The 26,569-nt window shown below is 45.5% G+C and carries 24 protein-coding genes; 13 read left to right on the top strand and 11 right to left on the bottom strand.

The window, feature by feature from the left end:
- Positions 1–160: 160 nt before the first annotated feature.
- Positions 161–1,606 carry a DEAD/DEAH box helicase gene (locus MHB49_RS33485; RefSeq protein WP_405154497.1) on the bottom strand — a complete coding sequence of 482 codons (1,446 nt, stop codon included), beginning with the start codon at positions 1,604–1,606 and terminating at the stop codon, positions 161–163.
- A gap of 282 nt (positions 1,607–1,888) precedes the next feature.
- Positions 1,889–2,245, bottom strand: coding sequence for a hypothetical protein (locus MHB49_RS33480; RefSeq protein WP_405154496.1), 357 nt, complete (start codon positions 2,243–2,245; stop codon positions 1,889–1,891).
- Between the two features lie 430 nt (positions 2,246–2,675).
- Here MHB49_RS33480 and MHB49_RS33475 point away from each other — a divergent pair, with 430 nt between their 5' ends.
- Positions 2,676–3,614: a macrolide 2'-phosphotransferase gene (locus MHB49_RS33475; protein WP_405154495.1), complete on the top strand. Its 939-nt coding sequence runs from the start codon at positions 2,676–2,678 to the stop codon at positions 3,612–3,614.
- A 225-nt stretch (positions 3,615–3,839) separates the two neighbouring features.
- Complete coding sequence (locus MHB49_RS33470; protein WP_405154494.1) at positions 3,840–4,346, top strand: hypothetical protein; 507 nt, start codon at positions 3,840–3,842, stop codon at positions 4,344–4,346.
- 116 nt (positions 4,347–4,462) lie between these two features.
- Here MHB49_RS33470 and MHB49_RS33465 read toward each other — a convergent pair whose 3' ends face one another.
- Together MHB49_RS33465 and MHB49_RS33460 are read right to left on the bottom strand one after the other, a co-directional pair.
- Positions 4,463–6,589, bottom strand: coding sequence for a 5'-nucleotidase C-terminal domain-containing protein (locus MHB49_RS33465; RefSeq protein WP_405157299.1), 2,127 nt, complete (start codon positions 6,587–6,589; stop codon positions 4,463–4,465).
- A 277-nt stretch (positions 6,590–6,866) separates the two neighbouring features.
- Positions 6,867–8,057 (bottom strand): MFS transporter, encoded by a 1,191-nt coding sequence (locus tag MHB49_RS33460; RefSeq protein WP_405154493.1) that lies wholly within the window; start codon positions 8,055–8,057, stop codon positions 6,867–6,869.
- A gap of 319 nt (positions 8,058–8,376) precedes the next feature.
- Between MHB49_RS33460 and MHB49_RS33455 the strand changes: the two genes are divergently transcribed.
- Positions 8,377–9,345 (top strand): endo-1,4-beta-xylanase, encoded by a 969-nt coding sequence (locus MHB49_RS33455; RefSeq protein ID WP_405154492.1) that lies wholly within the window; start codon positions 8,377–8,379, stop codon positions 9,343–9,345.
- A 108-nt stretch (positions 9,346–9,453) separates the two neighbouring features.
- Here the strand turns inward: MHB49_RS33455 and MHB49_RS33450 are convergent, their stop codons facing one another.
- Entirely contained in the window at positions 9,454–10,791 is a 1,338-nt protein-coding gene (locus MHB49_RS33450; RefSeq protein ID WP_405154491.1) for a glycoside hydrolase family 30 protein, read from the bottom strand.
- 120 nt (positions 10,792–10,911) lie between these two features.
- Here MHB49_RS33450 and MHB49_RS33445 point away from each other — a divergent pair, with 120 nt between their 5' ends.
- A complete protein-coding gene (locus MHB49_RS33445; protein ID WP_405154490.1) occupies positions 10,912–11,826 on the top strand; it encodes a helix-turn-helix domain-containing protein in 915 nt (304 codons plus the stop codon).
- A gap of 99 nt (positions 11,827–11,925) precedes the next feature.
- Here the strand turns inward: MHB49_RS33445 and MHB49_RS33440 are convergent, their stop codons facing one another.
- Entirely contained in the window at positions 11,926–13,449 is a 1,524-nt protein-coding gene (locus MHB49_RS33440) for a leucine-rich repeat domain-containing protein (protein WP_405154489.1), read from the bottom strand.
- A 400-nt stretch (positions 13,450–13,849) separates the two neighbouring features.
- Between MHB49_RS33440 and MHB49_RS33435 the strand changes: the two genes are divergently transcribed.
- The 7 genes from MHB49_RS33435 (at position 13,850) to MHB49_RS33405 (ending at position 19,944) form a co-directional block, all read left to right on the top strand.
- Positions 13,850–14,740, top strand: a complete 891-nt coding sequence (locus MHB49_RS33435) for a diacylglycerol/lipid kinase family protein (protein ID WP_405154488.1) — start codon at positions 13,850–13,852, stop codon at positions 14,738–14,740.
- A 171-nt stretch (positions 14,741–14,911) separates the two neighbouring features.
- The gene (locus MHB49_RS33430; protein ID WP_247899985.1) at positions 14,912–15,829 is read left to right on the top strand and encodes an aldo/keto reductase family oxidoreductase; all 918 of its coding nucleotides are present in this window, start codon (positions 14,912–14,914) and stop codon (positions 15,827–15,829) included.
- Between the two features lie 274 nt (positions 15,830–16,103).
- Positions 16,104–17,486 (top strand): transcriptional regulator, encoded by a 1,383-nt coding sequence (locus MHB49_RS33425; RefSeq protein ID WP_405154487.1) that lies wholly within the window; start codon positions 16,104–16,106, stop codon positions 17,484–17,486.
- Positions 17,487–17,727: 241 nt separating this feature from the next.
- Entirely contained in the window at positions 17,728–17,898 is a 171-nt protein-coding gene (locus MHB49_RS33420; protein ID WP_405154486.1) for a Spo0E family sporulation regulatory protein-aspartic acid phosphatase, read from the top strand.
- A gap of 98 nt (positions 17,899–17,996) precedes the next feature.
- Positions 17,997–18,377, top strand: coding sequence for a GntR family transcriptional regulator (locus MHB49_RS33415; RefSeq protein ID WP_247899983.1), 381 nt, complete (start codon positions 17,997–17,999; stop codon positions 18,375–18,377).
- Positions 18,374–19,249 (top strand): ABC transporter ATP-binding protein, encoded by an 876-nt coding sequence (locus MHB49_RS33410; protein ID WP_247899982.1) that lies wholly within the window; start codon positions 18,374–18,376, stop codon positions 19,247–19,249. Before MHB49_RS33415 ends, MHB49_RS33410 begins: the two co-directional genes overlap by 4 nt.
- Positions 19,246–19,944 (top strand): hypothetical protein, encoded by a 699-nt coding sequence (locus MHB49_RS33405; protein ID WP_405154485.1) that lies wholly within the window; start codon positions 19,246–19,248, stop codon positions 19,942–19,944. Before MHB49_RS33410 ends, MHB49_RS33405 begins: the two co-directional genes overlap by 4 nt.
- A gap of 99 nt (positions 19,945–20,043) precedes the next feature.
- Here MHB49_RS33405 and MHB49_RS33400 read toward each other — a convergent pair whose 3' ends face one another.
- From MHB49_RS33400 to MHB49_RS33385, 4 genes are all read right to left on the bottom strand, one after another.
- Entirely contained in the window at positions 20,044–20,559 is a 516-nt protein-coding gene (locus MHB49_RS33400; RefSeq protein WP_247899980.1) for a hypothetical protein, read from the bottom strand.
- 195 nt (positions 20,560–20,754) lie between these two features.
- Positions 20,755–21,525 carry an isocitrate lyase/phosphoenolpyruvate mutase family protein gene (locus MHB49_RS33395; RefSeq protein WP_405154484.1) on the bottom strand — a complete coding sequence of 257 codons (771 nt, stop codon included), beginning with the start codon at positions 21,523–21,525 and terminating at the stop codon, positions 20,755–20,757.
- Positions 21,526–21,604: 79 nt separating this feature from the next.
- Positions 21,605–22,654, bottom strand: coding sequence for a bifunctional transcriptional activator/DNA repair enzyme AdaA (locus MHB49_RS33390; RefSeq protein WP_405154483.1), 1,050 nt, complete (start codon positions 22,652–22,654; stop codon positions 21,605–21,607).
- A 169-nt stretch (positions 22,655–22,823) separates the two neighbouring features.
- The gene (locus MHB49_RS33385; RefSeq protein WP_405154482.1) at positions 22,824–23,426 is read right to left on the bottom strand and encodes a hypothetical protein; all 603 of its coding nucleotides are present in this window, start codon (positions 23,424–23,426) and stop codon (positions 22,824–22,826) included.
- Between the two features lie 520 nt (positions 23,427–23,946).
- Here MHB49_RS33385 and MHB49_RS33380 point away from each other — a divergent pair.
- Positions 23,947–24,528 carry a hypothetical protein gene (locus MHB49_RS33380; RefSeq protein ID WP_247899976.1) on the top strand — a complete coding sequence of 194 codons (582 nt, stop codon included), beginning with the start codon at positions 23,947–23,949 and terminating at the stop codon, positions 24,526–24,528.
- A 204-nt stretch (positions 24,529–24,732) separates the two neighbouring features.
- Here the strand turns inward: MHB49_RS33380 and MHB49_RS33375 are convergent, their stop codons facing one another.
- A complete protein-coding gene (locus tag MHB49_RS33375) occupies positions 24,733–25,650 on the bottom strand; it encodes a phosphatidate cytidylyltransferase (RefSeq protein ID WP_405154481.1) in 918 nt (305 codons plus the stop codon).
- 96 nt (positions 25,651–25,746) lie between these two features.
- Between MHB49_RS33375 and MHB49_RS33370 the strand changes: the two genes are divergently transcribed.
- Positions 25,747–26,307, top strand: coding sequence for a hypothetical protein (locus MHB49_RS33370; protein ID WP_247899974.1), 561 nt, complete (start codon positions 25,747–25,749; stop codon positions 26,305–26,307).
- Positions 26,308–26,569 lie beyond the last annotated feature (262 nt).

Here is a 26,569-nt window from a genome sequence, read left to right as displayed (position 1 = left end):
CGATAGCAAGGAAGCTACCTGCATTATGCGTGGCTTTTGGCATCTTTGGCTTTTGACTTGGATATGTAGCATCCCATTAAAAACAAAACAGACCGGAAGTCTAAAGACTCACCAGTCTGTTTGCTGCGAATTCTATTCGGATTTGTTGATGTCGCACATCTTATTTTTTTCCTTTACGAACCTTGAGCTGCATGCGTTTGATCGTTGTATTCTGCATAATCTCAAGCACGAGTGGGCCTTTGCCATTCAAAATTTCCACATCGGTTACATTGTCCAGAATAGTAATAATCCCGATGTCGTCTGCAGTGACGCCTTCAATCTTGGCGATGGTGCCCACAAAGTCTACCGCACGGAGTTTCTTTTTCTTGCCTCCGTTGAAGTTCAGCTTCATGATCTGCTGGTTCAACTGTTCACGCTTGTCTTTTTTGCGTTCAGGCACGATCTTCAAACGCTTCTCGAACTCTTCCCGGCGTCGGTCTACAGCATCCTCGGAAGGCGCTTTAACGACAGGGATTTCAAATCCGATATACGATTCGATCTCTGCCAGACGTCTGCCATCCTTCGGGGTAACCAAAGTAAAGGCTTTACCTGTTTTCCCGGCGCGGCCCGTACGACCTGTACGGTGCACATATCCTTCTTTTTCCAAAGGAATATCGTAGTTGATGACGTGGGTAATATTCGTGATATCAATCCCGCGCGCGGCTACATCCGTTGCAATCAGATAACGAAATTGTCCTCTTCGGAATGCATTCATCACTTCGATGCGCTCATCTTGTTCCATGCCTCCGTGGATGCGATCAACTGGATAATCGAGGTCTGCCATGACCCGGAACAACTTATCTACATTCTCTTGTGTCCGGCAGAACACGATACAGCTATCTGGATTTTCAACAATAAACAGGTCCTGAAGCAGCGCCGTTTTGTTCACCTCTGGCACGTGAATCACGGCATGTTCAATCGTGGCTGTTGTAAGACCACTTGCCTTGATCTCAATCTCGACCGGATTGTTCATGTATTTGCGTGACAGCTTGGCTACATCTTCAGGGAACGTCGCGGAAAATAGCATCGTCACTCGCTCACTAGGCAGTGCTTGAATAATGGATTGCACCGTCTCGATGAAGCCCATGTTCAGCATCTCATCGGCCTCGTCAATGACAAGGTATGAGATCCGATCCAGCGGCAGGGTGCCGCGTTCGATATGGTCCAGTACCCGTCCAGGTGTGCCCACAGCGACATGCGTTCTTTGTTTTAACTCAGCTTTTTGGATATGAAAAGGGGACTGACCGTATAGTGCGGTTGCTTTAATACGCTTAAAGCGTCCGATATTGGTAATATCTTCGTTCACTTGCAAAGCCAGCTCGCGGGTTGGCGTGAGTATCAAAGCCTGGGGTTTATTTTCGTTCCAATCTACCAGCTCACAGACTGGAATACCGTAGGCGGCTGTTTTTCCGCTGCCTGTTTGGGATTTAACCACAAGATCTTTATTTTCAAGGGCTACCGGAATAACTTTGGTTTGAACCTCCGTTGGGGTTTCATAGCCCAGGCTATCCAGCGCTTTTACGATTTCTTCGCCAAGTCCATAATCTTTAAATTGTTGCTTACTCATCGTTAACCTCTTTTACGTTAGTTTTGAATACAGGAGCGTCTGGAATCGAATTATCCATATGCTTATATACAAGCATTGCACCGTACATTTATCGTATACCTCTTTATTATACTCTATATAGAGGTGCGCTAACGGAGTAATTGCTGTGAGCAACTCGATTACTGACACTTTTCGGGGCTATGGTCTGTCGCTGTTCTTCTATGAAAGCCATCACTTCTGAAAAAGAAGGTGTATCAAAATAGTTCCACGTGAAACGAAATGTATCGGTTGCTTTGTCTTTTGTTAATGAATAATCATCCTCAAGGCTGTGGTCTGCGGGGGAGAAGATTTGGCGATAGACGGACCTGTCCACACTTCAGCCCTGCGTCCAACCAATGTTGCATCCAAAGGGGCAGTGACGGTTTCACCATTAATGATAAGTTCGGCATTCGTATGAAGTGAAATCAAGATGGGTCCAGATTTATTACCGTTATCTTCTTCATTATCGATGAGGACCTGTCCCTTTTCTTCAACAAAATTCGTGATCACTCCGCTAACAGGAGCTTTCCTCTCCTCCTTTTCTGCTGATTCTTCTGAACATCCTAGCGTTAACAGAAGCAAAATGAGCGGCATTAGGGATAATTTTCGCACAATGGACATTCGTTGATCACCTCATTCTTTGTAATGGTTCTATACATATGACGGTTCTTAAGCCACCAAGGTTCCTGCACATCGCTGAAAAAATAACAGAAAAACCGCCATTTATGCTGGAACCGGAAAATGGAATATGTTAACATATGGTTAACTTACGGAACGGAGGGATACGTGTGGCAAATTTTATCCGACTGAGATAGTATGGCGAAACTTTTGTTTGCGCTTGCTGTATTTCTGCCTGTGTGCAGCTCATCGGGATCGGTTTGCCTATTTACACGTATGCCGCTAGTCATTAAAGAAACACTCGTTTAGAGTGGTTCTTTGGTGTACTACTATTTTATTGCGAGCATTCAGGTATACCCAATATCCGAAATAGACTGCACAGGCATGGATGTCTGTGTTTTTTATTTTATTGAGGAAAAGGGGAGATCCTGAAATGACTAAATCGAACGTGAATGAGCAGTTGGAATTTCAAAAAAAACTAACATCTTTAGCTGCACAGAACGGGCTTCATATTGCTGAGGAATCCGTGATAATCAATGAGTCCGGTATGGACTTTCGTGTAGCGTTTGCCGCCGATGAACAGGGACAACAGTGGATACTGCGCCAGCCACGACGCGAGGATGTATGGGAGCGGGCTGTAAATGAGCGCAAGGTGCTGGAGGTTGTAAAAAGGCATCTGCCGATAGAGGTACCGGAGTGGCGGATCTTTACGCCGGAGCTGATCGCTTATCCTTTACTTGTTGGAGAACCGATCGCCGTAGTTGATCCGGCAGGGGGAGGGTACACATGGCGATTTCCACAGGAAAGCTTATCCGATGATTTCTTCGATTCGCTCGCTGCTGCACTTGCCGCTTTGCATAACATTGATCCTGATGAGGCGGTAAAGTGCGGAGTGCGAAGCAAGACGCCTACAGAATCTCGTAAAGCTTTTGCAGCCAATATTGAGGAGATTAAACAAAGCTTCGAGGTGCCAGATCAACTGGCCATGCGGTGGGAAGCGTGGCTGACAACGGACAGCTACTGGCCTGAACACTCAACGTTCAATCACGGTGATCTGCATCCACCGCATATCATCGTGAGCGATGATATGCGGGTGACCGGGCTGATTGATTGGACTGAGGCGGAGATTGCCGACCCGGGCAAGGATTTTGTCATCTATTATGCGCTCTTCAAAGAGGAAGGGTTGCGGGATTTGCTCCATCGCTATGAGAAAGCGGGGGGAAGGGTATGGCCGCGGATGCTGGAGCATATTCGGGAGCAATGGGCGGCATATCCGGCAATTGTTGCGCAGTTTGCATTAATCACTGGGGAAGAATCCAATATGGAAATGGCGAAAGGCATGCTTGCGAGCTGGGACGTTAAGCGGGATTAATATAAGGTGAGAAAACACTAGGGAGGAGAAGGGTGCGTGACACAACTTCGTGTAGTGTGTTGGTTGTTTGTAATCACGTTAACAGTCGGTCTATTGGGTTGCTCGGCCCCTTTTTCTAACTCAGATGATGATGAATCAGATGTTTTAGATGTTCTCTCCCAAGATCGGTTACAGGAACTGAGGGAGGAGTACCCATTATCGCCGCAGTCTCTTGTGACTCCATGGATGAAAAAAGTGACCTTTAGAGAGATCATGGACTTCTCAGATGCAGTTATTGTGGCAGAGGTTGTGAGCGTCCTGCCGAATTTCAGCATGGTGGTAACCACTGAACCAGATACACCTGAACGCACAATGACAGAAAAGCAGGAGACTACGGGAATGACTCCCTACGAAGCTGAGTTCGTCTCTTACAAAGTAAAGGTGCACGAAGTGATTACAGGAGCAGATGTAGCCAAGGAAACATTTCTGTTCTATAACGCAGTGTTTGCGGCGCTTGAGCCTAAACTTATGCCTGGTCAGAGACTAGTTACAGCGGTCAAAAAGGGGGTAGAGTCCGAGCGACGTGGAGGTTATTCCTTCTCACGTTATGGCACGTACTATATCGTCGATGGGGATTATGTCCTTTCTGCCTATGAGGGGTTGTCCAACGAGGCGCTTGAATTCACCAAACAAACGAATGGAATTAAGCTGCAACAGTTTGTGAGAAAGGTTCGAAGTTTGGCGCAGGAGTAGATAAACACGTACGTATTACTCTAAAATCCAAAAAAAGTAAAGACCTCTTCCACATGCATTGTGGAGGAGGTCTTTCTTATGAATAGATGAATTACCTAGAGTCGTAAACGGACAATCTATTTCAGCATACTTACATATTTTCCGTAGACATAAGCTATGCGACCATCCAGTTTTACTTTGACCCAACCATACTTATCAATACTGATCACCTCAAGGACGGTGCCTTTCGGTACGGCAGTAACTACTTTAGCTTTGGATGAAGCGCTGGAGCGCACGTTCAGGTAGGCTGCAGTAACCTTGGCTTGTTTGCCTTTAACGACTGTACCTGGTTTACTTGCACCTGGTGATGTCGATGGTTTGCCGGGTTTCGATGTGTCAGGTGTCGGCTTAGGTACCGTTGGTGTTGTAGGCTTCTCAGGTGTAGTCGTCTCTTCTTCGCCACTGCCAGTGGACGCCTTGCGAGCTTTATTCAGCTCCTGATAGAACTCACCTTTGGTTTTCACGCCAGAGAATTTCGCAATACTTATGTTCGCTTTGGCGGCAAGAGCAGTCATCTCTTCTTCAGTCACCGCATCCAAAATGTTAATGGACGCAATATTGGTATACTTGCCATCTTCCGTTGTCGGAACAGACATGATGCCATCATTAATCAACTCTACGACATCTGCACGTGCAGGTGCTGTCAGATCCACACCGGTGATTTTCCAGTTGTGCTGGATTTTCGGTTCGTAGACGCCTTTCATCACGTCTTTCAGATAAGCAATGGACAGATTACGGATCGTACCTTGAATCTCGCCAAATGCTGAAGCATCCTTGGACGACCACAATTGCTTGAATTTACGCCCTTCCAGTGCGCCGCCTTTGGCAATCAGGGCTTCCATCCGGTAGGCATTCATACCGAGCTTCAGTGTATCGTCTTCTTTGACCACTGTGCCATTGCTGTATTTAAGGTTCGTAATCCGACTGCCGTAAGGCTTGGTCAGGTCAATCTCGTACGTTACTCCACCGAAGAAATCATCGGTGCTGTACTTGGAAGCACGTCGTTTTGGATCAAAACTGATCGTCACATCGCCAGGACGTGTGGAGTTGAAATAACCCGCAGACCATTCCATGTAATCCTTCAGATCACGTCCGGTCACTTCATATACCGTTACTTCACCAAAGGTATATTGGTAGTTAAACGCAATATCCTTTTTCTTGATCGGTCCGACATCCAGCTTGGCCTTATCGTTATCGATCTGGTGCGCAACTACGTCGGCATCGCTATAGTGCAGCATGACTTCGGTGAAAAAGTCAGACAAAGGTGTTTCCTGAATCTGCACAGCAGGGATACCCTTAATCTCATCGGCAGGAACCAGGTTCGTCCCTTTCAGTTCAGCCACTTCAATGTTGGCATCGGCACGAGCGAACTCGTGGAACGGATGCAGTGTATCTTCCAGTCCGGGATCGGACACTTCATAAGAGCCATCAGCGGCTTTTACAGCGAGTGCTTGTGCTTCCTTGCTTTTCAGTACAACCTTGTTGCCTTCTTTGGCAAATGTGAGGTCAATCCGTGAAATGTGTGAACCATATTTGTTCGGTTCGGAGATCAATACGCCGTTAACCGTTTGGGATTCAATCAGCGTATGCATGTGTCCGGCAAAAATGGCAGCCAGCTCCGGGTTGGCATTGGCGATATCCGTAACCCCGGTGCCCGGGTTCCCGTTCTCGTTATCCAGTCCCATATGCATAAGTCCAACCATGACGTCCACTTTGCCTTTCAGCTCGGCGATGGCCTTCTTGGTCTCTTCCACCGGGTCTTTGACAATGATGCCGTCCAGGTGATCCGTACCTTTCTCGAACTCGGTAATCATAGGTGTGTTCATTCCGATGACGCCAACCTTGATGCCGTCTTTCTCAATGATCGTATAGGCAGGCATGTAGCGGTCGCCATTTTCTTTGAAAATGTTACCTACCAAGGGTTGTCCCTTGAACTGTGAGGAAATCTTCTCTAATACGTCCAATCCAAAGTTAAATTCATGATTTCCCATGACCCATGCGTCATATTTCATTTCGTTCATTGCGACCATCATGGGAGATTGAGGTTGATCGTTGAACAGTTCAGCCGAGTTGTCCTGAATCATGTCCCCTGCATCCAGCAGGATTGTATTCGGATTCTCAGCACGCACTTTTTTTACAATCGTGTACAGCTGAGTCATGCTTCCTGTTGGATTCGGACCGTCCAGAGCATAGTCCCACGGCATAAATCGGCCATGAATATCCGATGTTCCCAGCAACGTAATCTTGGTTTCCTTGTCTGCTTCAGCAGCCTGGGCCGGTGTGGAAGCAAAGGGGGCGAAGAGGATGGAGGCACATAGGAGGAATGATAAGGGCCATCCGGTGAATCGTTTCAATGAAAATTTGCGCATGTTGTAATCTCCCTTGTTATCTAGTGTTATGTAAAGATATGTGTCATTGGAGTTAATACTAGATAAACATTTGGTAAATGTAAACCACAAAATGACAAATAAAAAAGACCGCTTATACGGTCTCAATTGAACTATGACTACGGGATGTGAAAAGTTTGATTTTGACAACGATGGACACCAAAGCAAGCAAACCAAAGATGATTCCGCTCCAGATAACCTGATGAATTCCAAGTTGGGCAATGAACCAGCCGCCAATGGAAGTACCGAAGGTGATTCCCAGATTAGAGAAAGAGACAAAGAGACTGTTTCCGAACTCCGGTGCTTCCCGAGACTCCGTTGTTAGCCAAGTTTGACTGACAATCAGACCACCAGAGTGAATGGCACCCCAGACGAACACCATGATAATCATCGGGGTGAAGTAGGAGCCTGCATAATAAACGAGTGAATAAACTGCCATGTATAGCACTGGGAAAAGGAGAACGGTCCTCGGAATATTTCGATGCAGAAGCTGTCCAAACACCAAATTCCCGGCAATCATAATGACGCCAAAGACCAAGAGCATTACACTAATCCAGGAACCGCCCATATGAGTGACTTGCCCAAGATATTCGGCGAAATAACTGTACACGGAGAACATGGCTGCAAAAATAAAAACGACGGTGGCAATGTTCAACCACAGCGCAGGTTTACGCAAAATACCGATCTGTTTGCCATAAGACATCTTCTCTTGCACAGGCATCGAAGGCAGCCAAATCCGTATACCGACGAAAGCGATCATACTGACTACTGCACCGAACCAGAACGCAGTCTCCAGTGAGAAGCGATTCGCAAGATAGGAAGTTAGGGGTACGCCGAATGCAAAGCCAGCGGTGATACCGGTAAACACTTTGGCAACCGCCTGACTGCTTTTTTCCGGTGGGACCAGTTTGGCACCCGTGACGAGAGCAACAGAGAAGAAGACGGGATGAAAGATGGCCGGGATAATCCGAAAGATGAACATCATGTCGAATCGGGTTGTGTAGGCATAGACTACGTTGGAAATGGCAAACAACAGCACAGCCGTTAACAATATGGTTTTACGATTGATACCGGATACGAGTAAAGTCAGGAAAGGGCCGGACACGGCAACGACCAGAGCGAAAATACTTACAAGCCATCCAGCCTGTGCAGCGGTGATGTTGAATTTCTGCGTAATCAGGGGCAGGACACCTATAATGCCTACTTCTGTAGTGATGATGGCGAATACACCCAATGCCAGAATGAGGATGAGCAGCGGGTTAACCTGTTGTGATTTCGATTTCATGTTAAAGTGTAGACCTCCAAATTAATTTATATATATAGAAAAATAGATATACTAAGCTAAAAAATACCTCCTTGCCTTTCTGTGAAATTATGGCCGATATGATAAGTTCTCAGAATTACATTATATCTATATTTATAGATTTGTAAATATAATAAAGTGAATTGCCTTTGGTTAAGTCATATCATGCTAGTGCCCAACATCTATACTTTTTGAGGGACAAGCTATACTTTTTACATGGATAATTACAAATTTATCCAGTAAAATGAAATTGCAAGCGCTTACTTTGTATTGCGTACTATACATTTAAAGGAGGAAGATCATGTTTAAGTCCAAGTCCAAATGGTTCAAAACGGTGAGTTCGCTCGCTTTAGTGGGTGTACTTGCTGCATCAGTAGCCGTTGGTAGTGTGAGTGCCGGTCTGGCAAAAGGTAGCAAATTTCTAGGAAATATCATCGCAAGCAGTGTACCTTCCAACTTTAATACCTACTGGAATCAGGTGACTCCTGAGAATTCAACCAAATGGGATGCGGTTGAGGGTACACGCAACGTCATGAACTGGTCTCAGGCAGACATGGCATACAATCATGCCGTCAATAATGGATTTCCTTTCAAGTTCCATACGTTGGTGTGGGGAAATCAGCAGCCTGGATGGATAAATAGTCTTTCGGCTGCAGATCAGAAAGCTGAAGTAACACAGTGGATCCAGGCCGCAGGCCAGCGTTATCCCAAAGCGGCTTTTGTCGATGTGGTTAATGAACCGCTGCATGCCAAACCGTCCTATCGCAATGCCATCGGAGGGGACGGAGCGACAGGGTGGGATTGGGTCATCTGGTCTTTCCAACAAGCGAGACAAGCCTTTCCAAACGCCAAATTGCTGATCAACGAATACGGCATCATCGGTGATCCGGCTAAAGCGGATCAATATATACAGATTATCAATATTCTGAAAAGCAGAGGTCTGGTTGATGGCATTGGTATTCAGGCCCATTACTTTAACATGGATAACGTCTCCGTAAGCACAATGAATGCGGTATTGAATAAGCTGGCTGCGACCGGTCTGCCGGTTTATGTGTCCGAGCTGGACATGACGGGCGATGACAATACCCAATTACAACGTTATCAACAGAAATTCCCTGTACTATGGCAGCATTCCGCTGTTAAAGGCGTAACCCTGTGGGGCTACAACCAGAATCAAACCTGGGTATCTGGTTCTCACTTGGTGAACAGCAACGGAACAGAGCGTCCAGCGCTCCAATGGTTGAGAAACTACCTTGCGAACAATCCGTAAGCTGTTATAATCACTCTCATCTGTTATCACTTGTATCCCCAAAAATAGCGCCTGTTCCGCAGATTAGGTAGCGGAGCAGTGCGCTATTTCTTTCTCATCATGTCCTGTCTAGGATTGAGAAATGACAATACTGTTGAAGGAATCAGCCTCCAGCTTGAACTGGAGTGTCTGTCCTTCATATGCCAGGTTCAGGTCACGGCTGTCCTTGAACGGATTGTTGATGACAATGACGAGGCTATTGTCCGGGTTGCGGAAAGCCACCGTTTTGCCGCTCCAGGCTCCAGACAGACCCACTCTTCGTGCACCAGGAACAACATGATGAGCAAAATGCTTCATCACATAATACTCGGGGTTCTGAATGACATCATGGGTATCCGGGTCTACCGTTATCATGGAGTTCTGCTCCCATCCCCATGTGCTGCGGCCTTTAGGCTCCAGAACCATGTTCCAGTAAATATACGCATTCACTCCATTACTGAAATAGTGCTGGTACAGATTATATACATACTTGGCGTAGTTCCACGAGTTGTTGCCATCACCGCATTCATTCTCGGTCTGCATGTAACGAAGCTCCGGGTAGCTTGCCGCTGTACGTTGAATGGCATTTTTGCCTGCCCACTGATAACCAACTCCCTTGATATAGGCGTACGCTTTGGGATCACTAAGCACCAGTCCGGCGTATTCGTCGAAATCATTTGTTTTCTTCTTGATCAATTCTTCCCATGGATCAGGTGCGTTGATCGTTCCCAGCCAGATTTCCGTATCCAGACCATGCTTGTCAAAAGCAGGACCCAGGTAGTCGGCGATAAACTCGCGCAGCTGCTCCCCGGTCCACATGCAGGAAGGGAATTTCTGATCCGCGATGACTTCGTTCTGTACATGGACCTGATGGATGGTAATGCCAGCGTCCTGGTAAGCTTGTACGAATTTGACGAAATACAGCGCATAAGCTTCCAGGATCTCCTTCTCCCAGCGCAGCGTTCCATAGTTATAGGCTCTTGGTGACTTCATCCAGGTAGGCGGGCTCCACGGGGAGGCGAAGAATTGCAGATTCGGATTATAGGTCAGGGCCTCTTTGATGTATGGAATCAGATATTTGAAATCACGTTCGATTGAAAAATGTTCCATGGCCACATCGCCGTCCACCTCATTGTGACTGTACCATTGCTCTGCATAATCACTCGCGCCAATAGGCAGGCGACAGATGTTGAATTTATGTTCACCTTCCGGGTGAAAGAGGGAATGAAATACGTCATGACGCTGCTCCTCATTCAAGTGGGACAGGGCAATATAACCAAGCTCGTTAAAGCAGCCCCCAAATCCTTCTACTAGCTGATGCTGTTCACCTGTGAGCTTTAAGTTAGCGTTTTCATTTATAGATGTATAAGAGATCTCTTTCCACGCATGATCTGGTGTAGTGGAATAACCGTGTATTGTCAGGGACATTGGAATTTCCTCCTCGCATGAATCTCAGGTATGATGTACAGTCAGTATATCAAGTCCCATTGCAAAAGAAGATACGCTGAACCGCGTAAAATTTGCCCTAATCCAAGGTGGTGAGAATCCATGATCATTCCTGAACCATACCGTTCCTATCTGTCTCCGGAGAGTCGGTGGTTACCTGCGACGGACTGGAACGTCAAGCTGTTTGGTGCTCACATGCAGAAGGTGAAGCGGGGCTGGCAAGTGCCAATGGAATCGCATTTGGCCTTTGAGTTGATATTGATTCTGGAAGGGTCGCAGACGACCATACTGGAGAATATCCGCTATGATCTCCACGCAGGAGATATATTGCTTATCCCGCCTGGATGCAAACATACCAATGAATGCAATCAGGAGCAGGGGTTGACCTATTTTATTGCCCATTTCAATGTAGATGAGGTTCTGTTTCGCCAGGAGATGAGCAGACATGTGCAGCTGTTGTTCCCATGTGGGAGCGAGGATAATCAGCGATTAACGGAAGTCATGATGAGATGGGTGGATCTGCTTCAGCACAAAGGAGAATATACAACATCAGATCTGTTCCGTATGCAGGCGGGTTTGTTGGAGATTATGGCGATATTGGCAGAGCAAAGCTCCTCCCGTTCCCAAGAAGCCGTATCGCCTACGGTGGCGCACTATGCAACACTGATAGCCGAGGCAATCAAAAGCCGATTCAATGCCGGGAATATCCAGCGGGAAGGGCTGGGGGATAAGGAGATTCGGATTGAAGAGATTGCGGCTTCGCTGCAAATCAGCCCTGGATATGCACTGGAGACATTTCAGAAAGTATACGGCATCTCTCCGCGCAGATATTTGTCTGAACTGAAGCTCCATGAGGCCAAGCAGCTGATACACCAGCCTGCTCTTAACCTCACTCGGGTAGCCACCATGCTTGGATATTCCAGTCTTGCGCATTTCAGTCGGCAGTTCAGGCGATGGACTGGCATGAGTCCCAGTGAATACAGACAGACCCTGGGGCGCATCCGTTTTTTCGATTAAACAATCGCTATTACGCCAATCACATTCCTGCCAGCTCGTATCCAGTTTAATGCTCATCAAAAATCCCCGCTGATGTTCAGACGGGGACTTATGCCTTGCTTAATTAATTTGTACATTCTCGTCCTGCGCTTTGTTTTCGAAGATCAGAATCGTTTTGCTGCTTCCGATATACCCAACCGTTGTATTGAATTGCTCCGAAATAAAACGTACCGGGACAAACGCCTTTCCACCCTTCATCAACAGGGGAGCGTCGTTCATCGCAAGGGCATCATCTACAATCACCTGTTTATTGCCCACAGTCCACCGAATCACTGTACCATTCTGCGTTATCTGAACTTCCTGTGTGTCTGGATTCCAATTCACGCTGGCATTCAATTGCTCAGAGACAAAGCGGAGCGGTACATAGGTCCGTCCTTCATCGATAAAAGGAGCGGCTTCCAGTGCATAAGTCTGATCACCCACATAGGCGGTTGTTGAACCTTCAATTAATCGTTGGAATTTGCCTTGCGGGGTGCGTTTCTGTTCCCGTACATTCATTTGATTTAGCAGGCGCATCGTATCACTGCCGCTTGCGACATCCAGATAATTATTTTGCACCGTGAGTCCGGCAGGTTCCGGCTCGGAGATCGAAGTCTGCGTACGAGAGGATATGGAAGTAGAAGCCGAAATATCCGTTATGGTATTTGTATGGGTTGAGCTGTTTCTTGTAAAAGTAAACCCGGCAATCGGTGTCAGATCCCACACCCGATTGTTGGACAATTTCAGCACTTCCAGCTTGGACAGCTGATGTAACGGCTCCAGATCATAGATCTGATTGGACTCCGCATTCAGTTCTTTCAACCCTAACAGGTCTTCCAAGGGTGCCAGATGCTGAACCTGATTCCCGGAGAAGTCTAGCGCCTGCAGGCGTGTCATATGCTCCAAGGGCATCAGATCCGAGATCTCGTTACCTGCCACATTCAGCTTCTGAAGTGTATTTGGCAGATCAGCCAGTACATCCAGAGTGTGAACGTGGTTGTTGGCCACATTGAGCTGTTTCAGTTTTTGTTTATCCGCCAGTGGTGTCAGGTCCGTTATCGCATTGTTCGAGATTTCAAGCCATTGAAGATCATCTGCATCAGCCAGTGCGGATAGACTGGTAATCTGGTTACCGCTGGCGTGAAACGTATGTAATCGGGTGAATCCACGTACAACTTCTATGGAAGAAATGGAATTGTTGCTGATGTACAACCGTCCCAGGTCTTTCAAATCAGCCAGTGCATCAATCGATGTAATGTAATTATTGCGAACGTCAACCTCGCGAAGCTGAGTCAGATGCTCCAGCGGTGTAAGATCGTCAATCTCATTGCCATATAAACGGAGGTGAGTCAAATTCTTGGCATATTCCAGACCGGCCAGGCTTTGAATGCCTGCATTGCTCAGATCCACCACGTGCAGCTGCTCCAGATCGGATGAGGTTAGAGGGGAATCTATCGGTTTGTTCAGGATCAGCTTCAGTCCGTTCTCCAGTGCAGGGTCTTCGATGATTCCTTCGCCCAAGTCCGCGGTAGTATAGGCCATCGCTTGACCAGCCGCCCCAAGACTCAGGATGAATACTAAAAATAGTAGAGTCATTCTTCTCATTGCATGAATTCCCTCCGATTCCGATTTTGAGATTATAAAATACTCCGAACAGATTGATTTCTTTCGATGATATATAAGGTAAATACAAGATTTACACGATAACAGTGATTCGGAAGGTTGTTCTGCCATCGGAGTAGTAAGTGTAAATGGATCAGTTTATCTTATGCAGGCACGAATAAAAACACATCTATAGTTATTAACCCATCAAAGGGCAAAAGGAACAAGAATTTCATAACATACAGAACATCTACTTCTATTCTATATGATATAAACCTAACACTGCACTCTTCCATCCATATTTTTCAAAAATAATTGTACAACTCCCCCAGATCCTATTCAACTTCATAGCAGAGAGGGTATAGATGAAGTAAAGATGCCATTTGGAGGAGAAGATGCGGGTATGCGCCAAGCCATGATCATTAGCAATCCATCGTCGGGTAAAGAAGAGGCTCAGCAGTATGTATCCCAGGTTCAAGAAATTCTTGAATCACAGCAGTATGAAGTGGTGGTTAATGAGACGGCCGGTGAGGGCGACGCGACCAACTACTGTCTGAGTGCCTGCCAAGACGGTTGTGATCTCGTCATTTCGATCGGAGGGGATGGGACGCTGCATGAAACGATTAACGGCATGGTGGGTCAGGATCATCGTCCCAGACTGGGTGTGGTACCGCTGGGTACGGTAAATGATTTTGCGCGAGCGCTGAGAATCTCGCTTGACCCGGAGGAAGCCATTAGGCAACTGAAATCGGAGCAGATCCATAAGGTAGACCTCGGTAAAATCAATGATCGTCTATTTGCCAACGTGGTGGCAGCTGGTTCGTTGGCGGAGGCGCTTTTCTCGGTGTCGTCGGAAGAAAAGTCGAAGCTGGGTTCATTCGCTTATTTGAAAGAAGGATTGAAAGACCTCATGAACACACCCGCCAAGCAACTTACAATTGAATATGACGGGCAGTCTTGGGAGGGGGAGTCTCCTCTTTTTCTCGCGGCGCTGACCAATTCGGTTGGAGGTTTTGAGAAATTGTCCCCGGATGCAGCGGTAGATGATGGGTTAATTCATTGTTTTGTCATCCGTAGCATGAACGTCTTCAATACGCTTACACTCGGAACTTCCCTGCTGTTTGGCAATCTGAAGAACCATAAGGATGTTGATTATTTTACGGCAAAAGAAGTTCATGTCCGTTCCACGGATGCAATCCGTACGAATGTGGATGGAGAAGAAGGGCCTTCCCTGCCCATTCGAATCCGTGTATTGCCTCAGTATATTGAAGTGATCGTCCCGGAAGAAGTATAAGTGGATGAACGTTGCAGAAAAAACCTCCATTATTCCATATAACAATTCTAAAATTCCATTGAAACCGATTGCAGTTCTGTGTCACAATCATAGACGGAAGACAAGTATATACTAGATGGCAATCATTATGGCATGAATGTACGATACTATTCGAATATGGAGGGAATCATCTTGAGAACAATTAAACTTGGCAGCAGCGCACTCGAAGTACCGGTTGTAGCCGTTGGCTGCATGAGAATTAATTCATTAAGCAGCAAAGAAGCTGAACATTTTGTTCATTCCGCCATGGAAGCAGGCGCCAACTTCTTCGATCATGCTGATATTTATGGCAGCGGAGCGTGTGAGGAGATTTTTGCAGAGGCTGTGCAGATGAATCCTCAGGTTCGTGAAAATATGATTCTTCAATCCAAGTGCGGTATTCGCAAAGGCATGTTTGATTTCTCAAAGGAGCATATCTTGAATTCGGTGGATGGCATTCTGCAACGCTTGAAAACCGATTACCTGGATGTTCTGTTGCTTCATCGCCCGGATACATTGGTTGAACCGGAAGAAGTGGCTGAAGCCTTTGACCAACTGGAACGCGAAGGCAAAGTGCGTCACTTCGGGGTGTCCAACCAGAATCCGAACCAGATCGAGCTGTTGAAAAAATACGTGAAACAGCCACTGGTGGCCAACCAGCTGCAGATGAGTATTACCAATACCACGATGATTGACAGTGGCATCAATGTGAACATGGAAAATGATGCTGCGGTTAACCGTGATGGCGGTATTCTTGATTATTGTCGCCTGCACGATATCACGATTCAACCCTGGTCCCCGTTCCAATACGGATTCTTCGAAGGTGTATTCTTGGGTAACGATAAGTTCCCGGAACTGAATGCGAAGATCGACGAGATTGCTGCAAAATATGAAGTGAGCAACACAACCATTGCCATTGCTTGGTTGCTGCGTCACCCGGCGCACATGCAGCCTGTGACAGGCACAATGAATCTCCAGCGTTTGCAGGATTGCATCAAAGCCGGCGAGGTTCACCTTACACGTCAAGAGTGGTACGAAATTTATCGTGCAGCTGGAAATGTCCTGCCTTAAAGTAAGAATAATATATAGCATATCCGTGCTGCGGTATTGCATAAAAACACGAGCGTTTATCCCGCTCGTGTTTTTATTTTGTGTTGTATTTGATGCTTATTCGTTCCCGGTATAAAATAGGAGTAGGACCTCTATTTTAACAAAAGGATTTTTTTGTAATTTATACAAATTAGTTGAATTTATCTTATTGACCCTTGCTTAATAATTACATATAATTACTTTTGCATACCGTTAATCCTGTTTATGGTTTTTTATTTTGGAGGGTGGTGTTAGTTTGGAGCCGACAACCACGATACGCGATCATTTAGAGAATTATCTGAAGCGTGAGCAGATGTCCATTAGTCTTTTTTCAGAAACGTCAGGCATTAACTCGGGTACGCTGAGCAATATCCTGAACAAAAACCGTCCGATTGCGATGCAGCAACTGGATCGAATCACTTCAGCTATGAGACTGGAAGAAGGTCACTTCTATGAATTGTACATAGATGAGTGTTTTGTCCATGCTGCCCCTGACTGGCGAAGACTGGGACCATTCCTTCATCGATGTGCAGAATTGGATAAATTGAATTGTATTGAAGATGTTATCCGATTGATGATGGATAATCTTTCTTATATTCCTTTGTTATTTGATCTGGCTGAAGAATTTTACCATGCGGGTAAATTCAAACCGGCCGTTCTACTATATGAAACGATAGCCGAAAGTGAGAAAATGCAGCACTCTGAGAGGCTTGCACTATGTCAGTATCGACTATTCAGATTGGGGCTTAGCAATGATCAGCAGCGAAATCTGATCATCGCGGCTCAATTCGAGTACTATGTGGATCGACTTGACGAACGTTACCAGCTGGATGCTCTCAACGAACTGATTAATGCCTTTGCATCCCTTCACAGGTGGAGCAAAGTTCAGGAGCTCTCTGATAAGCTTAAAGTGAAAGCAACTATTCATTATGAGCTGAATGGCAGGAGGAAACAGGAAGAAACGAAACGTCCGATTATTTTCTATATCATGTATGCCTATTTGGCATCTGGAAGTGCCAGCTTTCATCTGAATAACTATGAAATTGCATTGAAGTATGTGTCATTATATTCGGATTATAGTTGGGTGAGAGAGCCTGATGCCGATGAAATGATTGTGATTAATCAATTTCAGGAATGGGCTGAGGGTAACCGCTATATATATAAATTGATGGCCGGACAGTTTGATGTTTTGCTTGAGTATCTGAAATACATCTCAACCAAGGAAAATGAGATATTTCCGGCATTATGTGATATTGTAACTGCTGCAAATCGCTATGATATGAACATTGATTATGTACTGAAGCAATACGAATCCTACTTCACTTATCAAGAACAAAGCAACCGAATTGGGAAAGTCAGCAAACAGGTGACGGACGATCGTTATGTTCGTCTGCTGGCAGGGTTAGGGACCTATTATCTTAAGAAGGATGAATTTTTCAAGGGATTAAATTTTGTTCTTGATAGTTTAAGGTTTTCTCTTGAAATTAGTGATGGACGAGGTATGCTTAGAGGTGTCGGGCTATTTGAGCAATATAGGGATTATGCGTCTGACACAGCTATACAGCAGTACAAAATTTTGATTAGTGAGGTGCAGAAACTCAATGAAGAGAAAGCTGGCTTTGCTGATAGTTACATGTAGTATAGTGGTGAGCATCGTTACTCCTGTTATTGGACCTGTTCCTACTGAGGAAGTTCCAAACCCATCCATTTACCGAACTAATGACCACGGTTTAGGGACATAAGCCTAAGCCAAGGGACGCTTCTGAATATTCATTCAGAGGCGTCTTTTTTGCGTCTCATGGAAGAATAAGTATGTCGTACCCCTTGCGGCCTATCGATTGGCATAATAAACTAAAATATGACAAAAAGGAGGGGGTACTATGGATTGCCTGGAGTTAATGTCACAGATCGAAGAAGCCAGACAACAGCTTCACCGCTTGCAGTCGGAATACGGCAGTCTGCTTCATCCTGAAGTCATCCGGCAATCTGTAGTTCTGGACGGTCTTATTAATCAATACAATCGAGCCAAAACGAAAAAGTTGCTCAATTAGTGGTTCGCCTATTTACATATTGGTTTCCGTGTACTATAGTTAGTTACATGAGTAACTAACCGACTAACTAATTAACGATGAATGAAAGTTGGAATCGCATGAAATCGAATTTGGATGAATCTCAGCCCATTTTTCATCAGATATCCATGATGATCATGGATGACATTGTAGACGGCAGATTGAAGGTGGAGGAACAGGTTCCTTCAACCAATGAGCTCTCTCGCTTTTACAATATTAATCCAGCCACGGCACGCAAAGGACTTCAAACGCTTGTGGACAAAGGTATCATTTACAAACAGCGGGGTGTTGGCATGTTTGTTGCGAAAGGAGCCAGGGAAGCATTGCTTGTGGAACGAAAACAGCATTTCTACGAAGAATATATCAAGCCTTTACTTGAAGAGGCGAGACGGATTCATATGAATGAGGACATGATTATTGATTTGATCCGAGGCAAGCAGGATAAGGAGAGTGAATTATGATTCAGATCGAGCAAGTAACCTACGGCTATCAACAGACGCCCGTGCTGAACAACGTGACTCTGCATGAGAGTGAGCCGATCATTAGTGCAATGTGGGGAAGAAATGGTGCCGGCAAAACAACCCTGATGAGTCTGCTCGCAGGCCATAACCGTCCTGACACTGGAACCATCCAAGTGATGGGCCAGGATCCATACAACAACTTGGCTGCGCAGGAGAATCTGTGTTATATCCAGGAGAATCATCCCCTGGGTAGAAATTGGACGATCAACGACATGGTTCGATTCGGTCAATACTTCCATCCTCAATGGGATCAGACCTTTGCAGAACAATTAATCGATAGGTTCGAATTACCAGTCAAGAAGAAGATCGTCAAATTCTCAAAAGGGATGAAGACTGCCGCCCAGATGATATTGGGTCTTGCCAGTAATGCCAGGGTAACGATTCTGGATGAGCCCACCAATGGACTCGATGCCGAGAAACGCAAATATTTCTACAATGCTTTACTGGAGACTTATGAAGATAACCCGCGTCTGATTCTGATATCAAGCCACCATATAGAGGAGATTCAGCCTTTATGTGAGTCCCTCATCGTTCTGCAAGCGGGAAAAGTGTTACTTAATCAGCCTATGGAAGAGATGCGTGAAAAAGGAGTTCTTCTAACAGGGGGAATTGATGAAATTAACCGTGTCACAGCTGACGTGGAGGTTATAGAATCTTCCCAGATGGGATCGACCATGAGAGTGATGATTGATGAGCCATACTCTAAAGTGTGGAAAGACATTGCTCATGCACAGGGGCTTTCCATTGAGAAGGCGGCATTACAAGATTATTTGATTAGCAGGACCCGTAATCAAGAGGGGGTTAAGCGATGAACGCGACAAAAGGTACGAACCGGCTGATTCTGGATGATATGCGCTGGTATTTAATGATATTTTCATCGATTACACTCATGCTTACAGTCGTCTACCTGGCCATTGGATTTATCTTTGATGTGACGTATACGACGCAATTATTTGGTCCAATGTACGGAGGGATTTGTGCTTTTGCCGTCGCGGGGATCATAACATTGTTTCCGGTTGCGATAGGTATGGGCAGTACACGAATACAGTTTATGAAATCCTTTTATATCATTTCGATATGGATGGTCGTGGGGACGATTACCATACTGAATATCATTTATTTCCTTATGCATCTTCTCCATAAATATGGAACGCTTGGCGTAACCTTTTATCAACCAGGCATGCTGTATTCAAGTGAATATCATTTTTTTTCTTACCTGTGGTTTGATCTGATGATTGGTTTTCTCGTGCTGGGACTGTCCATCTTTTCAACCGTCTGTTGGATCAGATTGGGGATGCGCAATTTTTTCGTCCTGTTCTTCGGGGTTAGCTTAATCGTCACGCTGGTAATTGTTCTATCCGATCTGAGTATGTGGGTACAGTGGTTTACGAATGTTAATCTCTTCGCATTGGTCACCGCACTGGGGGCCATTGGAGGTGCTTTGCTTCTGAGCACATACCCGATGATGAAGAATGCGCCGCTTACAATGAAAGGCAGAAAAGACTGATATGAGATGGGTTTTAATGAAGGAAATCCGGGCTGATTATCCGGTGTAATCAAAAAAACACGAGTGTGTACATACGCGCCTCGTGTTTTTTTGTATGAGTTAAGATTGAGCTTGTGGTCTGAATCCTTCTTCTTTGAGATACTCGCCAGCTTCGCTGCGAGATTCAAAAGCCATATCCAGATGAACACCGGAGTACACGTACCACATGTCATCTTCATATTTTAAAGTAAGTGTATGCCCATCCTCATCGATCCATGTTCCGCCGCCAGTAGAGGTTGTAGCTAAAGTAGGAGCCGTTTTGGCTTGTTCTGGTTCTTTTGATTCTACTGCGTTGGGATTGGTTGACATTGCTCTAATCGTTTCATCTAACAAAGTGCGTAGATCTGCTTCGGAGTAATCACGAATATTGACGAATCCTTTATCATCAGTCTCATAGTTGGGCAGCAGCCCTGCATAGATATAACCGTTACCGTTAGGGTGAATATGGAGAGCAACAATCTTCTTATCATACGCACTTTCTTCGTAGTGGAAATTGACACGGCCGAGAGAAACATCTTTGCGTTGCAGTTGGGGATACGATTCCAGCACTTCAAGCTTTTGTTCAACGTTAAGCATATTTTCCTCCTGTTAATGTTGGGTAGTGGTGATTATAACATACATAGGTGAAAAGATAAGCATCAAAAAACAGGCGCAGTCTAGCACCTGTTTGAGGATTCACATCATAGATGATCGCTTATAATAGTAGCATTAATTGAATATCGTGAGAAAGTACACCTTCCTTTGATGAAATATAAGAAGTGCGCCTTTCTGTTAATTTCCAGACAGAATACTTTGCCCCAGATCCTTCAAATATTCCATGGCTTGCAGATAAGGATATGGCCCATAGCTTACGCGTGCCACACCCAGCTCGGCAAGTTGTTGCGGTGAAGGCTCACGGGATGTAACCACGTTGACCGGAAGCGACGAACGCTCACACAATTCCTGAATCAGTTGCGGATTCTGTAAGCCTGGAACGAAAAGTCCGCTGGCTCCTGCTTCTGCATATGCATTGGAACGAATCAGCGCTTCTTCCAGGAGAGCATCGTTATGTCGTTCAGGTGTATTTTGCAAAAAGATATCTGTGCGGGCGTTAATGAACAGTTGAACGCCTGCCTGATCCGCAGCTTTCCGGGCAGCCGAAAGTCTCAGACATTGCTCCTCCACATCGTACAGTCCTGCGCCATCCGGAAGTTGATCCTCGATATTGATTCCCACGGCACCGTGATGGATCACTTGGCTCACATTTTCCTTCACTTCTGACGCAAACCTGCCATACCCTCCCTCAATATCGATCGTTACAGGCAAGTCCACGCTCGCTGTAATCCGGGCCAGATTGTCCAGTACCAGCTGAAATGGCATTGCTTCGCCATCTTGTTCACCGTGGGCAGCAGCTACTGACCAGCTTCCAGTAGCGATTGCTGTTGCTCCAGCAGATTGAATGGCGAGTGCGCTCCCTGCATCCCAGACATTGACCAGAACCAATGGCTTCCCTTTCACATGGGATTGGTGGAATGACTTCGCCTTTTCCTGTAGAGTACTCATAATACTTATCTCCTCCGTTACATAGCTGTAATCCTTCATACCACTTGCCGTTCTTTTCTTTTGTTTTCTCTTGAGTTACTCAGCTATCACCCTGCTTTTCGTGAGTTAAAAGCCAGTTTTTGCGTGTTATGCCTCCTCCGTATCCACCCAGTTCACCACTGGCATTGATCACACGGTGACATGGAATAATAATGGCCAGCTGATTGGCTCCGTTGGCCTGTGCTACCGCTCGACATGCTGTGGGTTTACCCAGTGCATTCGCAATGTCCTGATATGACCTCGTCTCCCCTGGTGGGATCGCAATCAACTGCTCCCATACACTTTTCTGGAATGGTGTTCCTAACCAGAACAACGGGGTGTGGAATCCATTTAACGTGCCTTCAAAGTACTGCGCAAGTTCCCGTTCGATTGAACGAATCGGCTCTGTTACTCCAGGAACAATGGCTGACTTTGTCCGTTTGCGCAACCGTTCTACTTCACGCTCCAGACCTCTGCGATCCACGAATTCGAGCAGATATAATGCTTTCTCATCGGCTACAGCCATCATGGGTCCAAGACGTGTATCGATCCAGGACGCCTTCAATACATGTTCTTCATCTACTTGTGTAGGCGCTGCGCCCATGATTCGCGAGAAGGCATCCCGGAACCCGCTGCCGGACTCGTAACCGGTGGACAGCTGGGCATCAATGACCGTGCGACCGGAACGAATGTTTTTCAGGGCCAGTCCCATGCGGCGAGCGCGGGCATACTCGACAAAGGTCATCCCAAAACGCTTCTTGAACTGACGTCTGGCGGTGGATTCGTCGATGGATAATGCTTTGAAATCCTGGCCTTTCCAACGTTTCTCCGGATTTTTCTCCACCGCTTCCACCAATTTGCGTACCACATCAGATACCTGATTAGGATGAGATAACGGACGGCAGCGCTGGCAAGGACGATACGAAGCAAGCAATGCCTGCTGCGCCGTCGCATAGAATTCACAGTTTTCGAATTTTGGTTTTCTCGCGGGGCATGTAGGCCGGCAGAATACACCCGTGGTCTTGACCCCGACATAGAATAGACCTTCGTACTCCGAATCCTTAGCCACAAGAGCCTGGTAGTATTGTTCTTTGAGTTCAGCAGAAATCATTGGGCGCACGTCCTTATATCAGTAGAGTTTGTCCTTGTGGATATTATAAAAAAACGATGCACAGGGCATCGCCGAAAATCAGGCATGAATATTTTTTTTGAACATGCAGCATGCTAATTGGGTTAGTATGTTCTATTAGCACAGAACGTAATACATAACCTTCATTCATTTAATCAGTAATTTTTTTGAGCTCAAAAATAGTTGCCTCTGATAACAAGAGAAGCCTATCGTTATTAACTGCTAAAAAGCTTAAACCTACAGGTATGGACATTTTTGTAGAAGGGTTACTTATATCTATAGCCTTTACTTCATCATTTATATTTAAGTCTGGGATATCTATTTTATATAATCTATAAAAAGAGTCAGAGTTATAGCATGTCGTTGTAATCTCATATATTGGTTTTTTCATTTCATATTGATACTTACTATAGTTTTTAAGTCCTTTTGAAGAAAAAAAGTCTTTTTGGGTTATAATTTCATCTCCAATAAATTTTTGCCCGCTGGGATACTCAGAAGCATCATTATATGAATTTGCAAATCCTAAAAGTTTCTCAACTTTCCAAGTTCCATAGAAATACTCTTCAGTTTCACTATCCAAACTTATACGATCTACAGTACAATCGGATGTGTTTTCTGGAATAAAAGACTCTTCCGTTTCAGGTGTAGGCTCACTTGAAGCGTTTGAAGTTGAAGTCGTTTCAACAATTCCACAAGCCGATGATAGCATCAGCATTATCATAATACAGGCTAATAATGTTTTTTCATATCTCACACTAAAATCTCCTATTCCATCATTTTTATATCACCATGTGCTAAAAGCTACTTCCATTTCCTTTATCAGCGATGCCTCAGTATTTTTTTTCGGTTGAGTTGTTGCCTGTTTACTGGGGCCCCCTCGCCATTCTATCTACCTAGCAGAAATTATATCAGAGCAATTGAAGCGGTGAATGACATGAAATTAACATTATTTATGAATAAGGTTAAATTTATGTTATTTAAATCACAATTAGAAATTCCAATAAAGCCCAGAACGGAGTCGTCAGCTTCACCAGCCGTTAATTCAAAATGAAGAAGGTTTCGGAGCGCTATGTATGTTTTGTACCTGATTTAAATTAAGTTTAAAGGGAACAATCGATGAAATAATCGAGCTATCTTATAACCCGTTTACATAATATGGAGCTTAATGTGAGACGATATGGTGTAGTAATTACTATAAGAAGGTGCTAATTGGAAAGTTCTCTTTCGATGAATGCATCATGCTTGTTACTTTAGATAAAATGGAGGGAGTTCCAATGATGAATAATAATAAAAATAAATCTATACTCTGGGTGTCTGCTCTATGTATTCTGCTGTTGACCAGCGCATGTGGGGCAAAAAACAACAATGAATCCGTACAGGAGCACGCCTATCCACAATCGAAGCAGCCCATAGAGGAAGCTGGAAAGAGTTCCGTTCCCAATGCTGAGGCGAAGAATAACAATAATGAGGCGAACGAAAGTAAGAGTGAAGGGAAACCTTCGGCCCAATCGGAATCCTCCGATGATGCGGAAGGACAGGTCGTGATCGTGATTGACCAGACGGATAAGCCGTCCGAGGGTAATAGCTTTGATTTTGCGATCAAACAAATTCCTGAGGGCTACGCTTTATCCGAGATGCGCTGGATGTCCAACATGGTAACGATTGTGAATTCCTACAAGGAAGCAATCGAGCATGGCGCAAATGGAAAAGAAGGATTTTACATCAGTGGTGACGGGCAATTCTCCGGGTTTATTTATTCGGATGATATGAAGGGTGAACGGGGCAAAGCGACGTTTGTGTTTACCAATGAAGAGGGGAAGGAAGTCACCTCGGAAAAGGAAATTAAATTAAAATAATCAGGCGGCGAATTATTGCTGTGTGCCACTTCTTCTTCTGTTGCTTCCAATTAGAATGGAACCGGCGCACTGTGCTTGCGCTTCGATTCTTCCCCTAAATATGTAAAGCAGCCTTCAAGGCTGCTTTTTGGTGATGGAGGAATTTGCACCACATGCTCTTCGATCATGCGGCGTCCAACTTGGTGTCTGTAACCGATACTCCGTCTACATAAAGTCGAAGAAATAACGCACTACGTGGAACATGACCGGAGAGGTGTATGTCAGGCTGTCGACCCGGCTCAGATAGCTTTTTTTCAATGCATCGAACTTATTGTCATCCCCAATTAACAAGTCCCGCTTCAGAACAGATACCGTCAGACTTCCGAAGAAACCGGCCAGAGCGATTAACACACCGATGAAAAGCGCGAAACGTGCATCAAACGGAGTCAGGTAAGGATGAATAAAATAAGAAACAACAGTGGTGACAACGAATGCACAGGCGAACCCTTCCCATGTCAAAAAAGGATTGGCCGTGGGCACCACTTTGCGTTTGCCCAGATAGAGCGAGGCCAGATAATGCACCACATCATTCAACTGGGTTAACACGACCAGGAACAGGACCAGCTTAGAGCCATATTCCGGTGTTGCGAACGGGAAGTAGGCCAGATGACTAAGTCCAAATACCATCAGCATGAGTCCCCATTGCGTCGAGCTGACACTTCGCAGGAAACCAACCGTGCCCTTATTAATCAGACGTGGCAGGGGCAGCACCAGGAAGACGTACAGGGGAATAAACACGATAAACATCCCATACCAGCCAATATAGATCCAGTAGAACTGCACCGGAATCGCCAGATACGCCCATAGAAACAGCCTTCGATCCGCTTTGCGGGTACTGCGGATCATGGAAAAGTACTCTTTTAACGCAAAAAAGGTGAGTACCATAAGAGAGATCAGGGAGACAATTGGATTGAATAGAGTGGCAAGGCAGAAGATGACCAGCATGCCCCACCAGGTTTTGATTTTGTTGCCAATGCCCGAATAATCCTTGTCCGGCTGTAGCTTAGTAATGATTTTGTAGACGATATGTATGACTAGCAAAGCAATAAAAATCAGTGTTAAGGTAAAGAGTGAACTGCTCAAGTACAATCACCTGCTTATCCAGAAGTAAGATTCCAATATAGGGTACCTATGCTATTATGAAGGAATAGTGCCAACTTGATAAGGGGAAATTTCGTTATGACAGAACCATGCTCCATCTATATCCTGCTTACGAATACGGGAACGTTGTTTACCAAAGTCATTCAAAGTTACACCAGAGCACCGTACAATCATGCCTCCATCTCATTTGACCGGGAATTATCCGAGCTATACAGCTTTGGTCGCAAGCATCCGAGCAATCCGCTGAACGGCGGGTTCGTGAAGGAAGATATTCAGACAGGTACATACAGCAAATATCCAAATACCACTTGTGTCATTTATGAGCTTCAGGTGACGGAGCGTGAGGTGGAAAAAATGAAACGGGTGCTGCATATTTTCATCCGCAGCCGCCAGAAATATATGTACAATCTGCTTGGTGTGATTGGCATTACGTTGAAGGAGCCGGTGGAGTTCAGCAACTCCTATTTTTGCTCGCAATTTGTTGCCGAGATTCTGCAGCGCTCAGGCATCAAGCTGTGGAACAAGCTGCCTGCGCTGGTGACCCCGGATGATTTTCGCCAGAGTGAGCAACTGCAGCTGGTGTATGAAGGGAAGTTAAGTGCCTATAAGCCAGGAAACGAAGAACAGAAAGAAGAGTAAAAGTGAGAGGTGTCCGAGACCTCTCTTGGCTCTGGTTCGGGTTCTAAGGAATAAAACCATCAGCAGCTTGTCGCCACGGATTTCCGGGCAACAGGCTGTTCTGTTTGTATAGTTAGATCGATGGTTCGTTAGCACCTTGCTAATTTGGCTCATCATGCTGACCGACCGTGCGGCCAAGCCTACTAAAGCGATAAGTCCTTTCAATACAATCACTTATTCATCATTGTGCATATGCACAATCAATTTCGTCTGATCATCAATA

This window comes from Paenibacillus sp. FSL K6-0108 (genome assembly GCF_045040695.1).
In the GTDB taxonomy this organism is placed as follows: domain Bacteria; phylum Bacillota; class Bacilli; order Paenibacillales; family Paenibacillaceae; genus Paenibacillus; species Paenibacillus pabuli_B.
Note: the sequence above shows the minus strand (reverse complement) of the source record. Positions and strands in the feature narration are given on the sequence as shown.

Coding starts and splice junctions, on each gene's coding strand:
- MHB49_RS33370 (WP_247899974.1), top strand. CDS start 25,747: ATGACAGAACCATGCTCCATCTATATCCTGCTTACGAATACGGGAACG.
- MHB49_RS33420 (WP_405154486.1), top strand. CDS start 17,728: ATGGATTGCCTGGAGTTAATGTCACAGATCGAAGAAGCCAGACAACAG.
- MHB49_RS33380 (WP_247899976.1), top strand. CDS start 23,947: ATGATGAATAATAATAAAAATAAATCTATACTCTGGGTGTCTGCTCTA.
- MHB49_RS33455 (WP_405154492.1), top strand. CDS start 8,377: ATGTTTAAGTCCAAGTCCAAATGGTTCAAAACGGTGAGTTCGCTCGCT.
- MHB49_RS33475 (WP_405154495.1), top strand. CDS start 2,676: ATGACTAAATCGAACGTGAATGAGCAGTTGGAATTTCAAAAAAAACTA.
- MHB49_RS33460 (WP_405154493.1), bottom strand. CDS start 8,057: ATGAAATCGAAATCACAACAGGTTAACCCGCTGCTCATCCTCATTCTG.
- MHB49_RS33445 (WP_405154490.1), top strand. CDS start 10,912: ATGATCATTCCTGAACCATACCGTTCCTATCTGTCTCCGGAGAGTCGG.
- MHB49_RS33465 (WP_405157299.1), bottom strand. CDS start 6,589: ATGCCGTGGGACTATGCTCTGGACGGTCCGAATCCAACAGGAAGCATG.
- MHB49_RS33440 (WP_405154489.1), bottom strand. CDS start 13,449: ATGAGAAGAATGACTCTACTATTTTTAGTATTCATCCTGAGTCTTGGG.
- MHB49_RS33435 (WP_405154488.1), top strand. CDS start 13,850: ATGCGCCAAGCCATGATCATTAGCAATCCATCGTCGGGTAAAGAAGAG.
- MHB49_RS33415 (WP_247899983.1), top strand. CDS start 17,997: ATGAAATCGAATTTGGATGAATCTCAGCCCATTTTTCATCAGATATCC.
- MHB49_RS33485 (WP_405154497.1), bottom strand. CDS start 1,606: ATGAGTAAGCAACAATTTAAAGATTATGGACTTGGCGAAGAAATCGTA.
- MHB49_RS33410 (WP_247899982.1), top strand. CDS start 18,374: ATGATTCAGATCGAGCAAGTAACCTACGGCTATCAACAGACGCCCGTG.
- MHB49_RS33390 (WP_405154483.1), bottom strand. CDS start 22,654: ATGATTTCTGCTGAACTCAAAGAACAATACTACCAGGCTCTTGTGGCT.
- MHB49_RS33395 (WP_405154484.1), bottom strand. CDS start 21,525: ATGAGTACTCTACAGGAAAAGGCGAAGTCATTCCACCAATCCCATGTG.
- MHB49_RS33405 (WP_405154485.1), top strand. CDS start 19,246: ATGAACGCGACAAAAGGTACGAACCGGCTGATTCTGGATGATATGCGC.
- MHB49_RS33400 (WP_247899980.1), bottom strand. CDS start 20,559: ATGCTTAACGTTGAACAAAAGCTTGAAGTGCTGGAATCGTATCCCCAA.
- MHB49_RS33480 (WP_405154496.1), bottom strand. CDS start 2,245: ATGTCCATTGTGCGAAAATTATCCCTAATGCCGCTCATTTTGCTTCTG.
- MHB49_RS33470 (WP_405154494.1), top strand. CDS start 3,840: ATGAAAAAAGTGACCTTTAGAGAGATCATGGACTTCTCAGATGCAGTT.
- MHB49_RS33450 (WP_405154491.1), bottom strand. CDS start 10,791: ATGTCCCTGACAATACACGGTTATTCCACTACACCAGATCATGCGTGG.